Below are 17950 nucleotides of genomic sequence, written 5' to 3'. Positions count from 1 at the left end.
GCTGCATAGTCTCCCAGCACTGGAGGGAAGCCATGCAGGATGTACGCGAACTGACGCAGCGGTGGTTTGAAGAGGTCTGGAATCAGAAACGGCTCGCAACCGTCGATGAGCTGCTGGCCCCCGAGGTGCGGGCGCACGGCTTCCCCGAATTCAATTCGGTCCAGGATGCCGCAGGCTTCAAAGCCTCTGTTGTTCAATTTCACAATGCTTTTCCGAAGATCCAGCTGAAGATGCAGGATGTCTTCGTGGACGGAGACAAGTCCGCGGTGCGCTGGACCGCGACGCTTCACGGCCGCGAAGACGCAACGGATAAGCCGGCGGCCGTTTCGGGCTTTGCGACGGCCAGATGGTCCAGCGGTCAGATTGTGGAAGCGTGGAACTTTGTGGATATGACGGCTGTCATCGCGAAGATGCAGGAGATGGAAACGCCGGCCAGGACCGAGGTCACTGACCGGCAATCTTTCGAAGCGCTATAGCGTGCAACGCCGGACTACGAGAGCAGCTCGACGCGGTCTTCGCTGCTGCCCGGCTTCAGCGGTGTCGCGGGTGTGGGCATCAACAGGTCTTCCTTACGCATGACCAGGTTGGTCGCGTTCAAACTGGCCAATTCAAAGCCATGACCGTGTGTGATGGCGTCCGTGGGGCACGCTTCGACGCAGTAACCGCAGAAGATGCAGCGGTTGTAGTCGATGTTGTAGACTTTCGCGTAGCGCTCGGCGGAAGAGATGCGCTTCTCTTCCGTGTTCTCCGCAGCTTCGATGTAGATGCAGTTCGACGGACACGCTGCCGCGCACAGGAAGCAGGCGACGCACTTCTCCAGCCCGTTCTCATCGCGCTGCAACTGGTGCTTGCCGCGAAAGCGTTCCTGGAAGATGGCGCCACGCATCGGCCCTGGGCCGTCGGGGTAGTTTTCGACCTCTGACGGCTGCAGCATCTCCTTAAAGGTGATGCCCATGCCCTTGGCGATGCCGGCGATATTCTTGACGACTGACATGGCTTGAGTATACGACGGCCGTTCCGGTAGTGTTCAGAGATGCGTCTTGCACCCTCCGCCATCGTCGCCCTCTTCCTGCTGCCTATGGCTGCACTGCACGCTCAAACCACAGCTTCCCCTGCGGTGAAACCCGTTTCGCCCAAGCCGCTTCTTTTCCCGTCGACGGGAGCACAGGCGCCCCGGGCAGTTGCGCCGAAGTCCCTTCCGCAGCTAAAGCCTTACGAATCCTGCTCTTTCCCGGACGGCCTGCAGGTCACAAACATTGTGCCCATGCCGGACGATGTGAAGGAGCGCCCCGTGCAGTCGCATGGCAAGACCGGCTCCGTACCACTGCTTGGAGGCCGTCGTGTGGACTTTGCCTATCCCGGTGCCGATCCCTACGCCAGCGCCAAGATCGAAGTGCTTCCGGACGCGAATTTTGTCGCGAATCGCAAGCTGCTGATGGATGACTTCGATGACATCATTGCGTCCGACAAGAACGTGGCCCGCAACATGACGCGCAAGTCGCCCTTCAATGCCTTCGGCATCGTTGGTCTTGATCGCAACAAGGTCGACGGTAAGACACTCGGGATCTACATGCTGATCGACGATCACACGCACGTCGTCACGACGGTCTATCTCTTGAACCCGGCAAAGGCACCCATCAAGTCCACGGCAGATTACGCTCGCATGCGCGACACCTTCCTGTTCAACTACACCAAGTGCATCCGCAACAACCAGAACGGCGTTCTTTTTGGAGCAGCCCAATGACCCGTCCGATCAGCCTCTGTCTTGCACTTCTTCTCCCAGCGATGACCGCGATCAAGTCGCCCGCACAAATGGCCGGTATGGACATGAAGAAGTCAGCACCTTCCACGGAGTTGGTACTGACCGGCATCGCGGGCAAGAAAAAGGCACTGACACCGGCGGATCTGAAGGCGATGCCGCACGTCACCGTCAGCGTCCACAACGCGCACAACAACAAGGACGAGAGCTATAGCGGAGTGCCCGTCAAGGAGCTGCTTACCCTGGTGGAGCCGGCAAAAGGTGAGGGTCCGAGGACCTCTGCGAACCTGATGGTTGTCATCGCAAGCGCGACGGACAATTTTCACGTCGCCATCACGCTTTGCGATACGAACCCCGAATGTCGCAATGGCCAGGCGATCGTCGCAGACACGCTGGATGGCACGCCTATCGCAGCCGACGGTGCCTTTAAGCTGGTGCTCACAGAAGACAAGAAGCCCGCACGCTGGGCGCGGAACCTGTCTTCCTTGACTGTGAAGGCTGTGGCGCCTTAGGACGCCTTTCGCTCGGAAGGGCACAGCCTCAGTCGTGCCAACAAGCTCATCCGGAACGTTCCATCCGGAATGTTCGGCTTTAGGTGCTGACGTGTGGCTCTGCTCGCGGCAGAGAAGCTGAGCCTCAGGGGCTGAAGCCCATTTCTTTTCTGGACTAAACGGCACAGCTGAAGCTGTGCCCTTCCGAAATTAGAGGTAGGCGCCACAGCCGGGCTCAGATGCCACAGCCGGACTCAGATGCCACAGCCGGAGCTAGGTGCCACAGCTAGGCGCGACAGCCGGACTCAGGTGCCACCGCCGCCGCTATGCCGCTCCGAAGGCCAGAGGTGCCAGATCAGACTCCTACTGCGACCCGTCCGGCTCTGTCGTGGCTGGCACCGAGGCCAGCGTCTCTTCGGTCGCAGACGGGACAAGTGGCGGCATGGGCTGAGCGCCTTCTCCCAGTTTCCATCGGCCGTGCCGCAGATACAGCGCCTCCAGCACCAACGGCACCTCCGGCTGAATGACGAGCAGCGTGAACAGGTAGCGCTTCGTCTTTAACGCCGATTCCACACCGCCCCACACCGTCTTGCTGCGTCGCAGAGATCCAGGTACCTGGGCGATCTCCCACACGTGAAGGTCCAGTTCCGGGTGCTTCCCCGCGTATTCGGACAGACTGCGCACCACGTGCTTCGGCGTCATCAGACCGTAGTCCGCAACGCGATCGGCGTGTCGCACCGCTCCGGGAAAGTACAGGTTCAGGAGTTCGGCTGCAAAATCCGCACAGTTCGCGCCGCTCAGGTGATAGCGATGACGGTTCGCGTGGTCATTCATGACGGCAACCAGGGCTGCATCCTGCTCTGGCGTTGTCGCAACCTCATAGGCCCAAAGCCGGCGATAGTAGGCCATGCCCGCAGTTTCCCACCACTCCTCAAGATCGCGCGCGTTCTTCGCGCTTCCATCGCGGTCCATCGTGCCCTGTACGCCGTCCGGCACCACGTTACGCAGAAAACGCTCGCGATACCGTTCCCGCATGGCCCAGATCGCTTCCGGCGTCGCGTATGCAGGGACTTCAGAAGCATCCTGCGTGGCGTACAGGAAATCCATAACGGGCGTCGCAAGCCAGTCGTATCTACCGATCGCGTGATAGCGCGCCAGCACAACGCCCTGCGGCTCGCCCGCATGACACTGACGAACCTTGAGTGGGCCGTCTGCACAAACGTGATTCAGATAGATGGCGGTGTGACCCAGGGGCATCATGGTGCCGAAGCTGCCGAATGGTTCGCCCACAAGCACCGCAAGCGAGGCATGCGCGAACCGACCGCCCAGCAGGGCGATTGTCAGCAGCAGCATGATGCGTGCGCGCCACCTGCGGCGCGACGGTACCTCGTTCACAAACTCTCCGAAAACCACGGCGGAAGGATCGCCGCGATAGAGAGATAGATGCGAATGACACGACAGGCAGCGATCGGCCAAAAGCGGTCATGGCCGATGTTCGGACTTCCTAGCCAGAGTTATGACAGAGACACGCATCCAACAGGTGTTCATGTCCAAGTCATTCCGTAATTTCGACCGTTCCCGGCTGCCCCACTTATACGCACGCGGCGCAGTTCTTATGCTCGCCGCTGTGCCCGCTTTGTCCATGCACGCGCAGCAGTGGAACACTGTGGGTCCTGTTCGCCCCTTGATGGCCGCTGCTGACCCCGGCCAGCAAAACGTAACGTACTGCAGCTTGAATGGCCGTGTGACATCGCCCGAGGGCGATCCTCTTCCCGGTGCGAAGGTGCAGCTGAGCGCGCCACTATTGCCTGCGCGCGAGGCCGAAACGGATGCCGACGGAAACTTCTTCATCGGTGAGTTACCCCCGGGCATGTTCACGGTCTCTGTTTCGCGCGACGGCTTCAGCCCGATCTCCGGATCCGTGAAGCTGGCGCCCGAAGCAAATACCGCCACGGCAACTTTCACTTTGCACCCAGCGGCCAGTGACTCCGTCAGTGTGACTGCATCGGCGAAAGACATCGCACAGGCGCAGGTCCGCATGGCCGAACAGCAGCGCCTTGCAGGAATACTTCCGAATTTCTTTGTGAGTTATATGTACCGGGCGGTCCCACTTACTTCCGGGCAGAAATTCCGCCTTGCATTCAAGAATGCGAGTGACCCTGGAAACCTGCTGCTGGTGGGAGTGGTTGCAGGTGTCCAACAGGCCGACAATGCCTTTCCCGGCTACGGCCAGGGAGCCAAAGGGTATGGTCGCCGTTACGGTGCGGACCTGGGCAATCTTGTCTCCGGTACATTCCTGGGGGGAGCGATTTATCCGTCCATATTCCACCAGGACCCGCGCTACTTTTACCGAGGTACCGGCACCGTCCGAAAGCGCTTTCTGTACGCAGTCACTCGAACGGTTGTAACGCGCGGAGACAACGGCCGGCACCAATTCAACTACTCCACGGTACTTGGAGACATGTCTGCAGGTGCGCTCTCAAACCTTTATTACGCGCCCGAAGATCGACAGGGCGCGAAGGTGACGCTGGTCAACGGCCTGCTTGGTATCGCCGGCGATGCGATGAACAACGTCTTCCAGGAGTTCGTGCTCAAGAAACTGACCACGAACAGCAAGCGCAACACACTCAAGAACTAGCAAGCGCGAAAGCGCCTGTTTACAGGCCAAGCCTGGACCAGATCGCATCGACGCGCATCTTCACGTCCTTCGGCATCTCCAACATCTGTGGCCAGGGTCGCGTGAATCCTTCCGCGGCCCACTTTCGTGTAGCGTCGATGCCCATCTTGCTGCCGTAGTTGGGCAGGCGCGATGCGTGATCGAGCGAATCCACCGGCCCAAGCGTGAACTGAATGTCACGCTCCGGATCAATGTTGTTCGCGACGCGCAGCACGACTTCTCCAACGTCCTGCACATCGCAATCTTCGTCCACGACGACGATGCACTTCGTGAACATCGCCTGCCCCAGCGCCCAGATACCGCTCATCACCTTACGCGCGTGCCCCGCATAACTCTTGCGGATAGAGACCAACATCAGGTTGTGTGCAACACCCTCAGGCGGCAGGTTGATGTCGACGATCTCCGGCATGGTCAGCTTGATCAGTGGCAGGAAGATGCGCTCAACCGCCTTGGCCAGCCACGCGTCTTCCATGGGCGGCTTGCCCACGACGGTTGCCGCGTAAATGGGGTTCTTGCGGTGCGTGATCCCCGTCAGGTGGAAGACCGGGTACTCCTCCGGCATGGTGTAGAAGCCGGTGTGGTCTCCGAAGGGACCTTCCATGCGGAGTTCGCCGAGTTCAACGTAGCCCTCCAGGATGTACTCGGCGTGTGCCGGCACTTCCAGGTCAACGGTTTCGCACTTCACCAGCTCGACCGGCGACTGCCGCAGGAAGCCGGCGATCAGGAACTCCTCAATCTCCGGTGGTGCGGGCACGATCGCGCTGAAGGTCATCGCGGGATCTGCGCCAATGGCGACGGCGACTTCCATGCGCTCACCGCGAATGCGGGATAACGTGACGCCAGGCAAGCTCTCCGCTGCAGCGCCCGACGCAACCGTACCGCCGGCGGTCATGGCCATCAGGTTCACACGCTCCGCGTCACTGCTTGCGGTGGCGCGGATGCGATCCCGGAGATGTTCAGCAGCATTCTTCTGGCGCTGCCAGTGCATCCCCGTCGTACGCTCGTCGTAGACCTGCATGCGGTACATGCCGGTATTGCGCTTGCCGGACTTGGGATCGCGTGTGATGACCAGTGGCAACGTGATGAAGCGGCCAGCGTCACCAGGCCATGTCTTCAGCACAGGCAGTTCGAAGATATCGATAGCATCGCCAGTGTGAACGACTTCCTTGCACGGCGCATGGCGTCGATCGATGACCTTCGGAAAGAACGAACCGACCTCGGCGAGCATGGGCAGCATCTTCAGCTTGTCCATCAGCGTGGAAGGCATCTGCGGCTTCAGCAGCGTGTCAATGCGGCCGGCGATCTCGTCGAGTGAGTTGCACTCCAGCGCCATACGCATCTTGCGTTCGCTGCCGAACTGGTTCATCAGCACACGCGCGCCGGGATGACCTTTGACGTTCTCAAACAACAGCGCCGGGCCACCCTTGCCACCATTCATCTTGGCCGCGCGGTCGGCAATCTCGGCCATCTCCAGATCGGGATCGACTTCGATCTTGATGCGTTTCAGTTCCCCGCTCTTATCCAGTCGCGCAATCCAATCGCGCAGGTCACGATACGCCATGATGCTATTGCTCCAAGCCGCGCGCCGCATGCAAGCAGCCGCAGGATTCATGGTATCGCCTGACGACTTGACCATCACTCGAAAGGCACAAGCGCATGGGCCACACGCAACAACACCCGCCATAAAGGCGGGTGCGTCGACACTGCGGAAAGAAGGGGCTGTTACGCGGCGCGAATACCGGACCGCTTCGACAGGCGGCTGTTCGCCTCAGCCACGAGCTCGGTCAGGGCGTTCACGCGTTCTTCAAACGAAGACGCAGCGTCCACAACAGGTACCGTGATGCCGGCGATCTCTGCAAGGTACGTGACCTCGCGTTCGAGAGAAGCCAGCGACGCGATGGAGTCAGCGGTGCCCGTCAGGACAGGTCCCTCCAGCTCCGCACGCGAAACGGGTCCGCGGTGCATCCACTCTTCCAAATCACTGGTGCGAGCCAAGACAACATTGCTCGGCGCACCTGGCGGACGATGGATGGGCAGGTCGAGCGTCTTTTCCCAACGCTGCACAGTACGTACGCCCTTACCAAAAAAATGGGCGATTTCTTTCCAGGAACTCAACATTTTACTCAAACTTCACCTCGGCTGCAGGATTTTGGGGGCATGCACTGCACACGCCGACGACATGGAGAGAGTCCATACATGAAAAGATGCGCCAGCCCCCACCTTGGTTTCCTAATTTAGTGAGTGATATGTGCCACATACGAGAAACAGGCCAAATCGCTTCACCGCAATCTCGCCTCGGATGAGATAGCATTGGTAACTTTGCTAACTGTAACCAAGGTTTCATGCAGCTTACCACCTTTGGGTGAGAGGGCAAGCACGCAGATCGCCCAAAAATAAGGCCACCAAAAAGGTCTACAAGTGCCTCAAAAAAAATAAAGGCACGTCTTTGCGGAGTGGAACGGACAGGCTACGCGCTCCATCGCATCGGCAGCGGCGGACTGCTCGACTGGCTCCTCGGCATGGTCCCAGGGAGCGGCTGTCGTTCTGCTGCCGTCCGCAACTCACGGGGCAGCACGCGGTTTGCCACGGGATCGCGCGCCACGACCCCCCAGGCTTCCTTGACGTTGCGTACGCAGTCGATGACTTTACGCAACGCTTCGGCGGAGCCCTCTCTTGAGGCCTCAAGCGTCATGGTGAACATGGCGGCATAAAAGTCTGAGAGTGCCCCAGCCGGCGACCCGCCGATGTCCGGCCGCAATCGCGCTTCCAGGTACATCAGGATGTCGAGAGAACGCTTTACCGCATAGCGACGCTCGGTCACGTCACCGTTCTCCGCCGCATCGGCCGCCCGATGCAGGAAACGGATCCATCCGTCGTACAACGCAACGATCAAATCCACACCGGTTGCGCCGGCCAGCGCATGCTCCCGATAATCCATCTTGCTTCCCTTCTTCTCTCTGGATGCGTCGCTTAGTTGCCGTTGTAGCCTGTGATTGCCGCGTAGATTTCCTTCATCTCGTCCAACTGGGAGGGGATGCTTTGCAATATCTGGTTTGCAGCATTCAGCTCCGTCGTCAGGTTCGCCTGATAGGTCACCAGCCTGGCCTCCAGGTTGGTCTTGTTGTCAGCCAGTGTCCTCTCCTGCGCTGTATTCTGCGCGGCCCGCAGAGCCAGTGCACCATTGCCGGAGGTGCCAAGGCTATTCAGCACCGAGGTCAGGTTCTGGCCGAAGTCACCCACGTCTTGGAAGAAGTTCGTGGCGCCCGTGAAGTTGCCGGCGAGCGCGGTGGAAAGCGTGCTGGTGTCGAGCGTTAGCAGCCCGGTTGTTCCAACGGCGATGCCCAGTTGCGCGAGGTTGCTGCTCTTTCCGGTGTTCGCCGTTGCAAAGGCGAGCGCACTGGAGAGCTCCGATTGCAGCAGCGAGAGGGTCTGGTCGCCGAAGAGCGGCTCGGCTGCACCGGTCGAGTCCTTGGCTTCCTGTCCGGCGAGCGCGGTTGCCACCGTGTTGTAAGCGGAAACGAAGGTGGCCAGCGCCGATGCGATGGTGCTGGTGTCCTCCGCAATTTGCATGGTCACGGGGCTACTGGTAACGCCCAGCAACTGGAACGTAACCCCAATCAGCGCGGTTGAGATGGTGTTTGAGGTGGAAGTCAGCGGAATCCCGTCCAACGTGAAGTTCGCGTCCGAGCCGACCTGCGTCACTGTCATGGCGACCGTGTTTCCATCTGAGTCCACCATGCCACTGGAGTCGATGGTCATCGTATTGGCCGCACCGCTATTGCTGCTGGTGAGGGACAGTCGCGAACCCGTGCTGTCTGTGATGACGGTGGCGCTGACGCCCGCGTTCAAATTGTTGATGGCTGCCGCCAGTCCTGACACGGTGTTGTTCGAGGAGTCGAGCGCGATCGTCTGCGTTGTGCTGCTGCCAACCTGCAGCGTGATGCTGCCGCTGAGCGTTGCCCCGGCAGCGACCGCACTGGAGTGTTGCTGGCTGCTGGTTGCGAGGTTCTCCACGGTAAGTGTGTGTGTCCCGGCGGAGGCGTCGGTTGTTGCGTCCGTCAAGGCAACCGTTGTCGTGTCGCTGACCGCTCCCTCTTTCTGTGAGAACGATCCGTCGAAGCTGGTGAGCGCAGCCAAAGCCGTCGAGAGAGCAGACAGATCCGTGCCAAGCGTGCTCAGCACCGCGTCCTGAGCGGTGAGCGCGGCCGTCTGCGTTGTCCACAGGGTCTCGGGTGCGCGCATGTTCGTCATGATGCTGGCGACCGTCGTCGTTACGTCGAAGCCCGTGCCACTCGTCGCCGATCCAAAGCTGAGACCCACAACCGCCATGTCGACTCCCTTGCCTGGATAGGCGTGCACGCATCCTGCCGCAAAAGCCTGTTGACCATTAGTTGCGCCAAAGAAAGCGCTCAGAAACAGCAGGGGGGCGCGGATCGAATTTCCTCCGCGCCCCTACCTGCTTCACGTGGATTACTGCAGCAGCTTCGTGACTTCCTGCTGCACGCTGTTCGCCTGCGCCAGTGCGCTGATACCTGTCTGCGAAAGCACCTGGAACTTCGACAGGTTCGAAGCGGCCTGGCCGTAATCCGTAGCGCGGATGCTGTCTTCTGCCGAGGTCAGATTTGTCTCTTCACTGGCAGCGACTGAGGACGCGGAAGACAACTGGTTGATGTCCGCACCGATGCTGCCACGCTGAAAGGCTACGTCGCCGATGGCATTCGTCAGTGCTGTCAGCACGCTGACCGCAGACGATGCCGAAAGCGTTGCAACACTGGTGGCCGAGAAGTCGACGCCACCGCCGCCGCTGGTCGTACCCACACTCGACGCCGTCAGCGTACCGACCGTGTCGCTATAGGTGGAAGAACCGGACGTCGTGCCATCCGACACGAAGAAGTTGCGTGCCGTTGCGGAGAAGACCGAGGTGCCATTGAAGTTGGTAGTGGAACCGATGTTTGCCACCTGCGTCAGGATGTTTTGATACTCCTGGTTGGCCGAAGAGACCTGCGAGGCGCTCAGGGTGCCGTTCGCCGCCTGGGTCGCAAGCGTGACTGCCCGATTCAGCAGCGTGCTCACCTGCGACAGGGCGCCGTCAGCCGTCTGCAGCAGGCCGGTGGCGTCGCTGGCGTTGCGGGTGGACTGCGACAGGGCCGTCACATTTGCAGCAAGGCCATCGGCAACTGCCAGACCTGCTGCGTCGTCGGCGCCGGAGTTGATGCGCGAACCTGAGGAGAGCTGCTGCAGCGTCTTCGAAAGGCTATTCTGCGTTGCGCTCAAATTGTTCTGTGCGTAGATGGCGGAGATGTTATTGAGTACACCAAGGGACATTTGGATTCGCTCCTGCTTTTCAGCGTTTTGAGATTTGAACTTCTACGCCATACCCTGGCGCTCAAAAGCAATATCGGCGTACTGGAGGACTCCATGAGGCGGATGTCAGGTGTTTGCTATCGATTGATGGATGGGACTCGTATGTTGCACGGCGACACAGGCAGCGACACGGAACCGTCGCACACAGGTTTGCCCCGCTCAGGCGAACGCCTTTGCCTGCAGCTCGGAGTACCTTTGCCTGCAGCTCGGAGTACAAAGGAGCAGCGGCGATGGTTATGGGCGACACAGGGATCGGAACGGTCCCTGTCGTGAAGGACTCTTCCTAGTAAAGAGGAACTTTCGGATCGATCTCACGCGTCCACTGGTTAATACCGCCAGCCATGGATTGGGCACGATCAAAGCCTTCGCGGCGTAACCAGGCTGTAACGGACAAGGATCGGGCGCCATGATGACAGACCACGACGATGTGTGCATCCGGATCCAGTGCCTGGTTGGCGCGCGCTGGAATTTCGCCCATGGGAACGTCCAGGCTTCCAGCGATACTGGCCGTAGCCACCTCCCACGGCTCGCGAACATCCAGCAAGGTGAAAGGGGTTCCTGCCGCGCGTAGTTGCGCTACCTCGGCGACGCTGATCTCATAGGGCAACACACAGTTAGCATACGCAAACTTCTTTTGTCTGTGTGGCATCCAACGACCGACCGAACGAGAGAGGATTTTGATTGGCACAGACCAAGGTACTGGTCGTCGAAGACGAACCGAACGCACGCGCTGGACTGGCGGAGCTGATTGCATCCTGGGGTTACCGTACCGAAACAGCCGTAGACGGCGCCGCAGGGCTTGATGCCGTCGTGCGCTGGTCACCGGACGTTGTTGTAACGGACATGATGATGCCGCGCATGGACGGACTGCAGCTACTGGACCGGATCAGCGAACTGCCGCAGCAGGTGGCCGTCGTTGTGCTCACGGCACAGGGCTCCATCGACTCTGCCGTGGACGCGATGCGCATGGGCGCCTATGACTACCTGCAGAAACCCGTGGACCCGCAGCGTCTGAAGACGATTCTGCAAAACGCGCGGCAACAGTCCGAGGCGAACGAAGAGATTGCGCAGGTTGAATCCGAGGCCGAGGCTGCTGGTCGGCTTGGGCCGCTGGTTGGCTCCTCACCACAGATGCGTGAGATCTTTTCCATGATCGAACGAATTGCGCCCAACAACGTGAGTGTGTTGATCACGGGCGAGAGCGGTACAGGCAAGGAACTCGCGGCGCGTGCGCTGCACCTGATGAGCGGCCGCCGTAACAAACCCTTCGTCGCCGTGAACTGCGCGGCGATTCCGGAGACATTGATTGAAAGCGAGATCTTCGGGCATGAACGCGGCGCCTTCACCGGTGCCCAGGAGCGTCGTGCCGGCTGCTTTGAATTGGCCGAGGAGGGCACACTGCTGCTCGACGAGATTGGCGAGATGCCAGCCGCAACGCAGACCAAGCTGCTGCGTGTGCTGGAGGACCGCAAGCTGCGCCGCCTGGGATCGCGCGATGAAATTCCTGTCAACGTGCGCGTGATTGCCGCCACCAACAAGGATCCGCACACGGCCGTCGCCGCCGGTGAGCTTCGCGGCGATCTGTACTACCGACTGAACGTCTTCAACATCCAGATGCCGCCGCTGCGCGAGCATCGGGATGATATTCCTGCAATGGCCGCGGCTATGGTGGAAGAGATGAATGCCCGCCACGGCACCACCGTCCCAGGCATTGCACGGTCGGTTATGGAGCGCTTCCTTGCGTACAGCTGGCCGGGAAATGCGCGGGAACTGCGCAACACCATCGAGCGTGCCGTCATCCTCTCTAACAGCAAGCAGATTGACGTATCGCACCTGACTTCGGGATTTGGCGAACTCGCAAATACTCCGCCAGCGCATGGCGCGCACCTGATGGGCGGGCTTCCTTCTGCAGCCGCCTCGCCCATTGCCGGCGGGGAAGAGATGGTTCACCTGAGTGTTGGCACGACCGTTGACGAGGCGGAAAAACAGCTCATCCTGAAGACTTTGCAATCCACACGCAACAACAAAACACGCGCGGCGGAGATACTCGGCATCAGCTCGAAGACTCTGCAGAACAAGTTGAAGGAATACGCCCTCGACGATAAGGAGGCGTGAAGCGGATGCGCCTTCGCTCTCAACTGATTGCTGCAACGCTGCTCTTCACCTTCGTCCTGACGGTGGTGCTGTCGCTTGTCTTCCTGTCTGAATTGCTGCGCGAACGTGTGGCACAGACTGAGGCCGCGAACGACGTGCTGGTGCACCAGATTCTCGCGGCGACGCGGACAGCTTTGCAGCACGGGTTGAAGGAAAAGCCTCCAACCGAAGCGGGCGAGGCAGCCTTCGAGGTTGCCATTGAACACGCGCTGCAGACCGATGACACGCTGCAGAACACGCTGGACGGCTTCGTTCGTTACTCGGCAAGCCTGCAGGATGCGTATGTTGCCGGAGCGAATGGTCGCGTACTCGTCAGTACGGACCCATCTATGGTGGACGGCACGCCGCCGCATCGCCGGCCTTTCTCAAATGCCAGCGGCAATTCCCTGCTGAGCAAGCGCAAGCTGCTGTTTGGCGCGCCGGAGACGCTGGACGTGAGCCTCCCTCTGGAGCGCAACGGTCAGCCCTTTCTTGTCGCACACCTCGGTATCCGGTCGACGTTGCTGCGCAATGCGTACGCTCCTTGGCTGCGTGATGCCGTGATCGTGTGCCTGCTCGCGCTGGGAGGATCGTTGCTGGTTGCTGCCGCCATCTCGGCCGCCGCGCTGCGCCCCATTGAGCAGATTGGCCGAGAACTTGAGGTGATCTCAACACGCGGCGGTGCGGAGCAGGTAGCGGTTGAAGAGACGACGTCACGCGATGCGGTCCAGCGCGTCTCTTCCACCATCAGCCGCATCGATGAACAGATCCGCACCAGCGAACAGACCCGCACGGAGATGGCCACCAACCTGGATAGCATGCTGCAGACCTTGAAGGATGGCGTGATGCTGTTCACTGCGGATCTGCGCATTGCCATGGCCAGTGAATCCTGCGCCAACTTCCTTCCATCCGGCACCGCGCCCACAGCAGGAACACCGCTCACCGAGGTCTTCCCCCAGTCCAGCGAGATCGGCACGCTACTCTCCGAGATCATCTCCGAACGCCGCAGCGTGCGCGATGTGCCGGTATCGCTCTACGGTGGACGCACGATCGAACTCACACTCAATTGCTTCCCCGGCAGTGGGATGGGAGCACTGCTGACGCTGCACGATGTGGCAGCACAAGAAGAGCTGGAACGCGAGATCGAGGTAGCACGCCGCATGGCCAGCATCGGCCGACTGACCGCCGGCGTGGGCCACGAGGTGAAGAACCCGATCAACGCCATGGTTGTTCATCTGGAACTTCTGCGCGGCAAACTGTCCAAGACACCGAATGCCGACGCCCAGCGACACGTCGAAGTGCTCGCCAGCGAGATGAGTCGTCTGGACCGCGTCGTGCAGACGCTTGCCGACTTCTCGCGGCCGATGGAACCGCGTTTGCAGGAACAGCCACTGATGCCCATCATCCAGGCCGTGACGCAATTGATTGCCGCAGAGGCTGAAGGCCACAACATCGCCGTCGCTGTCACGGAAGAATCTCCTTCCGTGCCGGTCCGTGTCGTTGCCGATGCGGAACTACTGCGACAGGCGCTGCTGAACATCGCCCTGAACGCCATGCAATCCATGCCGGACGGCGGCGTGCTCCACATCAACCTGTCCCACACACGGCACTCCGCCGTGCTGTCGCTTCGGGACACCGGTATGGGTATCCCGAAGGAGATGCTGAATCAGATCTTTGATCTCTACTTCACGACGAAGGCGACCGGCAGCGGTATCGGTCTGTCCATGACCTATCGCATCGTGCAATTGCACGGCGGCGTCATCGAGGTCACGTCCGAGACCGATCCGGCATCGCCCGGCCGGGGCACCAGCTTCACGCTGCGCCTGCCGCTGGCGGCACGTTCGCCCGCACAGACGGGGCTAAAGACATCCGCATGAACGTGACGGCGGATTTAATCTAGGGAGATGCGGATGCAAAACAGAGTGTTGATCCCGCATCGCGGCAACAAGGTCCGCCCGGCCCGTAAGGCTCGGCGGCAATGCCTGCGCATCTTCGTTTCCGCCTGCGCCCTGGTGTCACTGGCCGGCTGCCATCGCAAGGTAGTCGTAGTAGCCGCACCGCCACCGCCACCCGTTGAGATGGTGAGTGTGCCGCCGCCCACCCATCCGAGTGAACCGATGCCGGAAGAGCCGGTGATCGCATCTCCGACACTGCCCCTGCCAGTGCCACCGGTCAGGCGCCCACAGCCACCGCGTCGCCGGCCCACTCCCGTGCCACCAACGCAGACCGCTGTGGTCGCACCTCCCCCCATGGATCTGGGGAGCCTGACAACGGGCGGCGAGTCCACCAACACTGCCCTGCGACAGCAGACCGATGACTTGCTGAAGGCCCAGACACGCCGCTTGAATGCCATCCCGACTTCGATAATCGCCTTGCACACCGAGCAGATCGAACAGGCCCGCCTGTTCCTGAAGCAGGCCAATGATGCCTGGACCAAGCTGGACATCGAAGGCGCTCGCACCCTTGCCACGAAGGCAAAGGTGGTGCTGGATGAAGTGTTGGAGTAGAACACCGCTAAGGGATCATCATCCCGATCCGGACCGCTGGAAATACAAAAGGCCGCGAGCAAAGCTCGCGGCCTTTCGATCTTGAACCAACAGCTACCGGCGGCGCTTCGGCTTCTGTCCGCTGGTCGCCTTGGCGGGTGCGTACTGCTGGCGCTGCGGTCCCTGCGACGTCGGGAAACTCGGCTCCTGCGGTACCGGCGACGCTGCCGCCTGCTGCTCGCTGCCACCACCACTCAGCGTAGTGCGCTGCGGCGTGGAGGGCAGTTGCGGTGGAGGCGGTGCGATCGGCGCCGCAGCCGCAGCCTGCAGCGATGCAAGCTGTTCCAGCGACTCAATCGGCGTGCCGTCCGGTCCCAGGATCTGCATGCGGTACAGGTTCCGCAGTGTGTCTTCCTGGAAGCGCGCCATCATCGCCTCGAACATGTCGAACGATTCCTTCTTGTAGGCCACGAGGGGATCCTGCTGCGCATAACCACGCAGACCGATGCCTTCCTTCAGGTGGTCCATTGCAAGCAGGTGATCCTTCCACAGGCCGTCCAGCACCGTCAGCAGCACAACGCGCTCGTGGTAACGCAGCGTCTCCGCCCCCAGGATCTGTTCCTTGACCTCGAAGCGCTTGCCCAACTGCTCGAACAACGTCTCGCCCAGCTCATGACGGTTCAGCGCGCCGAAGTCGACGTTCGGGAAGTCCGTGCCGAAGATGTCGACGAGCTTCGCCTTCATCTCCTCGACCTTCCACTGGTCCGCATGAACGTTGGCCGGTGCGAACTCATCCAGGATGTTCGACAGCGCAGTCGCCGTGTAGTCCTCCAGGATCAGTTCCTTCTGGTCGATGCCCTCAAGCAGGTTATGCCGCAGGCCATACACGGCCTCACGCTGCTTGTTCATCACGTCGTCGTACTCCAGGACGTGCTTGCGGCTTTCAAAGTTCTGCGTTTCAACGGCCTTCTGTGCAGCGGCGATACGGTTGGTGATCATGCCGGATTCAATCGGCACACCCTCTTCCATACCCAGTCGCTGCAGCAGCGTGCCGACCCACTCCCGCGCGAAGATGCGCATCAGATCGTCTTCCAGCGACAGGTAGAAGCGCGCTGCGCCGGGATCGCCCTGGCGGCCTGCACGTCCACGCAGCTGGTTGTCGACGCGGCGGCTCTCATGCCGCTCCGTGCCGATGATGAACAGACCACCCGCGGCCAGCACCTGCTCATGCTCGCGCTTCACGTTGTCCTGGAAGTGCGCGGTGCTCGCATCCCACTGGGCCTGCGTGCACTCGTACTCCTGGTTGGAGTAGTAGAAGCGGAACATGCCCGGCCCCGCGACCGGTGCAATCTCACCCTCGACGGCGCTTAGCGCGCGAGCGGTTCCACCCTTGACCAGCTCCTGGCGAGCCATGAAGTCGGCATTGCCGCCCAGCAGAATATCGGTACCGCGACCCGCCATATTGGTGGCGATGGTCACCATGCCAAGCCGGCCCGCCTGTGCGACGATCTCTGCTTCGCGCTCGTGAAACTTCGCATTCAGCACCACGTGCCGAACGTTCTTCTTTTTCAGGATCTCGCTCAGCAGCTCAGACTTCTCGATGGACGTCGTACCCACCAGTACCGGCTGCTTCAGTTCGTGCAGACGCTCAATCTCATCGGCAACCGCGAAGTACTTCTCCTTCGCCGTGCGGTAAACCACGTCCGGAAATTCGATGCGCTGCATCACGCGGTTCGTCGGGATCACCGTGATCTCAAGCTTGTAGATCTTGTCGAACTCGGCGGCTTCCGTCTCCGCTGTACCGGTCATGCCGGAGAGCTTCTTGTACATGCGGAAGTAGTTCTGGAAGGTGATGGTCGCCAGCGTCTGGTCTTCCTTGCGGATGGCCACGCCTTCCTTCGCCTCAACAGCCTGGTGCAGACCATCGGACCAGCGGCGGCCCGGCATCAGGCGGCCCGTGAATTCGTCGACGATGATGATCTCGCCGTCCTTCACCACGTACTCCACGTCGCGCTTGTACAGGTTGTGCGCCTTGATCGCGGTCTCAACGTGGTGCTTCAGATCCCAGTTTTCAGGGTCGGCAATGTTACCGATCCCGAGCAGACCTTCGATCTTCTCCCAGCCCTCGTCGGTGACGGTGATGGAACGGGTCTTCTCATCGACGACGTAGTCGCCGGTGTACGTCTTCTCTTCCAGAGTCTCCGTGAACTCACCCAGCTCAAGATGCGGAATGATCAGGTTTACGCGCTCGTACTTGTCCGTCGTCTGGTCGGTGGGTCCGCTGATGATGAGCGGCGTACGCGCTTCGTCAATGAGGATCGAGTCAACCTCGTCGACGATGGCGTGATAATGCCCGCGCTGCACCAGGTCCGTCAGCTCGAACTTCATGTTGTCGCGCAGGTAATCGAAGCCGAACTCATTGTTCGTGCCGTATGTGATGTCGGCAGCATAGGCTGCGCGGCGCTCACGGTCGTCCAGGTCATGCACGATGACGCCGACGGTTAGGCCGAGGAAGCCGTAGATCTTGCCCATCCACTCGGCATCACGCTTGGCCAGATAGTCGTTTACGGTGATGACGTGTACGCCGCGGCCGGCGAGCGCGTTCAGGTAGCAAGGCAGCGTGGCGACCAGCGTCTTACCCTCACCCGTACGCATTTCGCTGATTTTGCCCTGGTGCAGCACCATGCCGCCGATCATCTGCACGTCGAAGTGACGCATGCCAACCGCACGCTTGCCCGCCTCACGCACAACAGCGAAAGCCTCCGGCAGAATCTCGTCCAGGACGACCTTCTCCGCAGCAATACGCTCATCGCGATCGGCGATATCGGCCGTGCGAGCGGCGATGCGCTCCTTGAACTCGAGCGTCTTCCCTCGAAGCTGCTCATCCGTCAGCGGCAGCAGCGACGCCTCAAAGCCGTTGATCTGATCCAGAACAGGCTGCATGCGCTTCACGGCGCGTTCGTTGCTGGTACCAAAAACCTTGGTAAAGACTGAATTAATCACGGGTGGATTCCTTGCTGGTGCGAAAAGTAGCGCGAGA

General features: G+C 60.6%; 15 protein-coding genes and 1 pseudogene. 7 read left to right on the top strand and 9 right to left on the bottom strand.

Going from position 1 to position 17950, the window contains the following annotated elements; genetic code table 11:
* The first annotated feature begins 32 nt into the window (after positions 1 to 32).
* The gene (locus BLW03_RS17410) at positions 33 to 476 is read left to right on the top strand and encodes an ester cyclase (RefSeq protein ID WP_074655290.1); all 444 of its coding nucleotides are present in this window, start codon (positions 33 to 35) and stop codon (positions 474 to 476) included.
* A 14-nt stretch (positions 477 to 490) separates the two neighbouring features.
* Here BLW03_RS17410 and nuoI read toward each other — a convergent pair.
* Positions 491 to 1003: pseudogene (gene nuoI / locus BLW03_RS17405) on the bottom strand (NADH-quinone oxidoreductase subunit NuoI); the annotation flags it as partial.
* Between the two features lie 30 nt (positions 1004 to 1033).
* Between nuoI and BLW03_RS17400 the strand changes: the two are divergent.
* Together BLW03_RS17400 and BLW03_RS17395 are read left to right on the top strand one after the other, a co-directional pair.
* Complete coding sequence (locus BLW03_RS17400) at positions 1034 to 1744, top strand: hypothetical protein (protein WP_074655288.1); 711 nt, start codon at positions 1034 to 1036, stop codon at positions 1742 to 1744.
* Complete coding sequence (locus tag BLW03_RS17395; protein ID WP_074655287.1) at positions 1741 to 2271, top strand: molybdopterin-binding protein; 531 nt, start codon at positions 1741 to 1743, stop codon at positions 2269 to 2271. The genes BLW03_RS17400 and BLW03_RS17395 overlap by 4 nt, the downstream gene beginning before the upstream one ends.
* 342 nt (positions 2272 to 2613) lie before the next feature.
* Here BLW03_RS17395 and BLW03_RS17390 read toward each other — a convergent pair whose 3' ends face one another.
* Positions 2614 to 3603, bottom strand: coding sequence for a DUF4105 domain-containing protein (locus BLW03_RS17390; protein ID WP_139285243.1), 990 nt, complete (start codon positions 3601 to 3603; stop codon positions 2614 to 2616).
* A 274-nt stretch (positions 3604 to 3877) separates the two neighbouring features.
* On the opposite strand from BLW03_RS17390, the gene BLW03_RS17385 reads away from it, so the two are divergent.
* Positions 3878 to 4888 (top strand): carboxypeptidase-like regulatory domain-containing protein, encoded by a 1011-nt coding sequence (locus BLW03_RS17385; protein WP_244502140.1) that lies wholly within the window; start codon positions 3878 to 3880, stop codon positions 4886 to 4888.
* 19 nt (positions 4889 to 4907) lie between these two features.
* On the opposite strand, the gene BLW03_RS17380 is transcribed toward BLW03_RS17385, so the two are convergent.
* From BLW03_RS17380 to BLW03_RS17355, 6 genes are all read right to left on the bottom strand, one after another.
* Positions 4908 to 6488, bottom strand: coding sequence for a UbiD family decarboxylase (locus BLW03_RS17380; RefSeq protein ID WP_074656109.1), 1581 nt, complete (start codon positions 6486 to 6488; stop codon positions 4908 to 4910).
* 161 nt (positions 6489 to 6649) lie between these two features.
* The gene (locus tag BLW03_RS17375; RefSeq protein WP_212733228.1) at positions 6650 to 6991 is read right to left on the bottom strand and encodes a hypothetical protein; all 342 of its coding nucleotides are present in this window, start codon (positions 6989 to 6991) and stop codon (positions 6650 to 6652) included.
* Positions 6992 to 7394: 403 nt separating this feature from the next.
* Positions 7395 to 7865, bottom strand: coding sequence for a flagellar export chaperone FliS (gene fliS, locus BLW03_RS17370; RefSeq protein ID WP_074655284.1), 471 nt, complete (start codon positions 7863 to 7865; stop codon positions 7395 to 7397).
* Between the two features lie 32 nt (positions 7866 to 7897).
* The gene (fliD, locus tag BLW03_RS17365; RefSeq protein WP_244502139.1) at positions 7898 to 9286 is read right to left on the bottom strand and encodes a flagellar filament capping protein FliD; all 1389 of its coding nucleotides are present in this window, start codon (positions 9284 to 9286) and stop codon (positions 7898 to 7900) included.
* A gap of 111 nt (positions 9287 to 9397) precedes the next feature.
* Positions 9398 to 10252 carry a flagellin gene (locus BLW03_RS17360; protein ID WP_074655283.1) on the bottom strand — a complete coding sequence of 285 codons (855 nt, stop codon included), beginning with the start codon at positions 10250 to 10252 and terminating at the stop codon, positions 9398 to 9400.
* 322 nt (positions 10253 to 10574) lie between these two features.
* Complete coding sequence (locus tag BLW03_RS17355; RefSeq protein ID WP_244502138.1) at positions 10575 to 10901, bottom strand: rhodanese-like domain-containing protein; 327 nt, start codon at positions 10899 to 10901, stop codon at positions 10575 to 10577.
* Positions 10902 to 10972: 71 nt separating this feature from the next.
* On the opposite strand from BLW03_RS17355, the gene BLW03_RS17350 reads away from it, so the two are divergent.
* Genes BLW03_RS17350 through BLW03_RS20495 form a run of 3 tightly spaced genes read left to right on the top strand, consistent with a single transcriptional unit; the run spans position 10973 to position 14931 of the window.
* Positions 10973 to 12406 carry a sigma-54-dependent transcriptional regulator gene (locus BLW03_RS17350; protein WP_074655281.1) on the top strand — a complete coding sequence of 478 codons (1434 nt, stop codon included), beginning with the start codon at positions 10973 to 10975 and terminating at the stop codon, positions 12404 to 12406.
* 5 nt (positions 12407 to 12411) lie between these two features.
* Entirely contained in the window at positions 12412 to 14301 is a 1890-nt protein-coding gene (locus BLW03_RS17345; protein ID WP_074655280.1) for a two-component system sensor histidine kinase NtrB, read from the top strand.
* A gap of 33 nt (positions 14302 to 14334) precedes the next feature.
* Positions 14335 to 14931 carry a hypothetical protein gene (locus BLW03_RS20495; protein WP_139285242.1) on the top strand — a complete coding sequence of 199 codons (597 nt, stop codon included), beginning with the start codon at positions 14335 to 14337 and terminating at the stop codon, positions 14929 to 14931.
* Positions 14932 to 15024: 93 nt separating this feature from the next.
* On the opposite strand, the gene secA is transcribed toward BLW03_RS20495, so the two are convergent.
* A complete protein-coding gene (gene secA, locus BLW03_RS17335; RefSeq protein WP_074655278.1) occupies positions 15025 to 17913 on the bottom strand; it encodes a preprotein translocase subunit SecA in 2889 nt (962 codons plus the stop codon).
* Positions 17914 to 17950 lie beyond the last annotated feature (37 nt).

Origin of the sequence: Terriglobus roseus, from assembly GCF_900105625.1 — a bacterium.
Classification (GTDB): domain Bacteria; phylum Acidobacteriota; class Terriglobia; order Terriglobales; family Acidobacteriaceae; genus Terriglobus; species Terriglobus roseus_B.
This window is presented reverse-complemented; position numbering and strand designations above follow the sequence as displayed.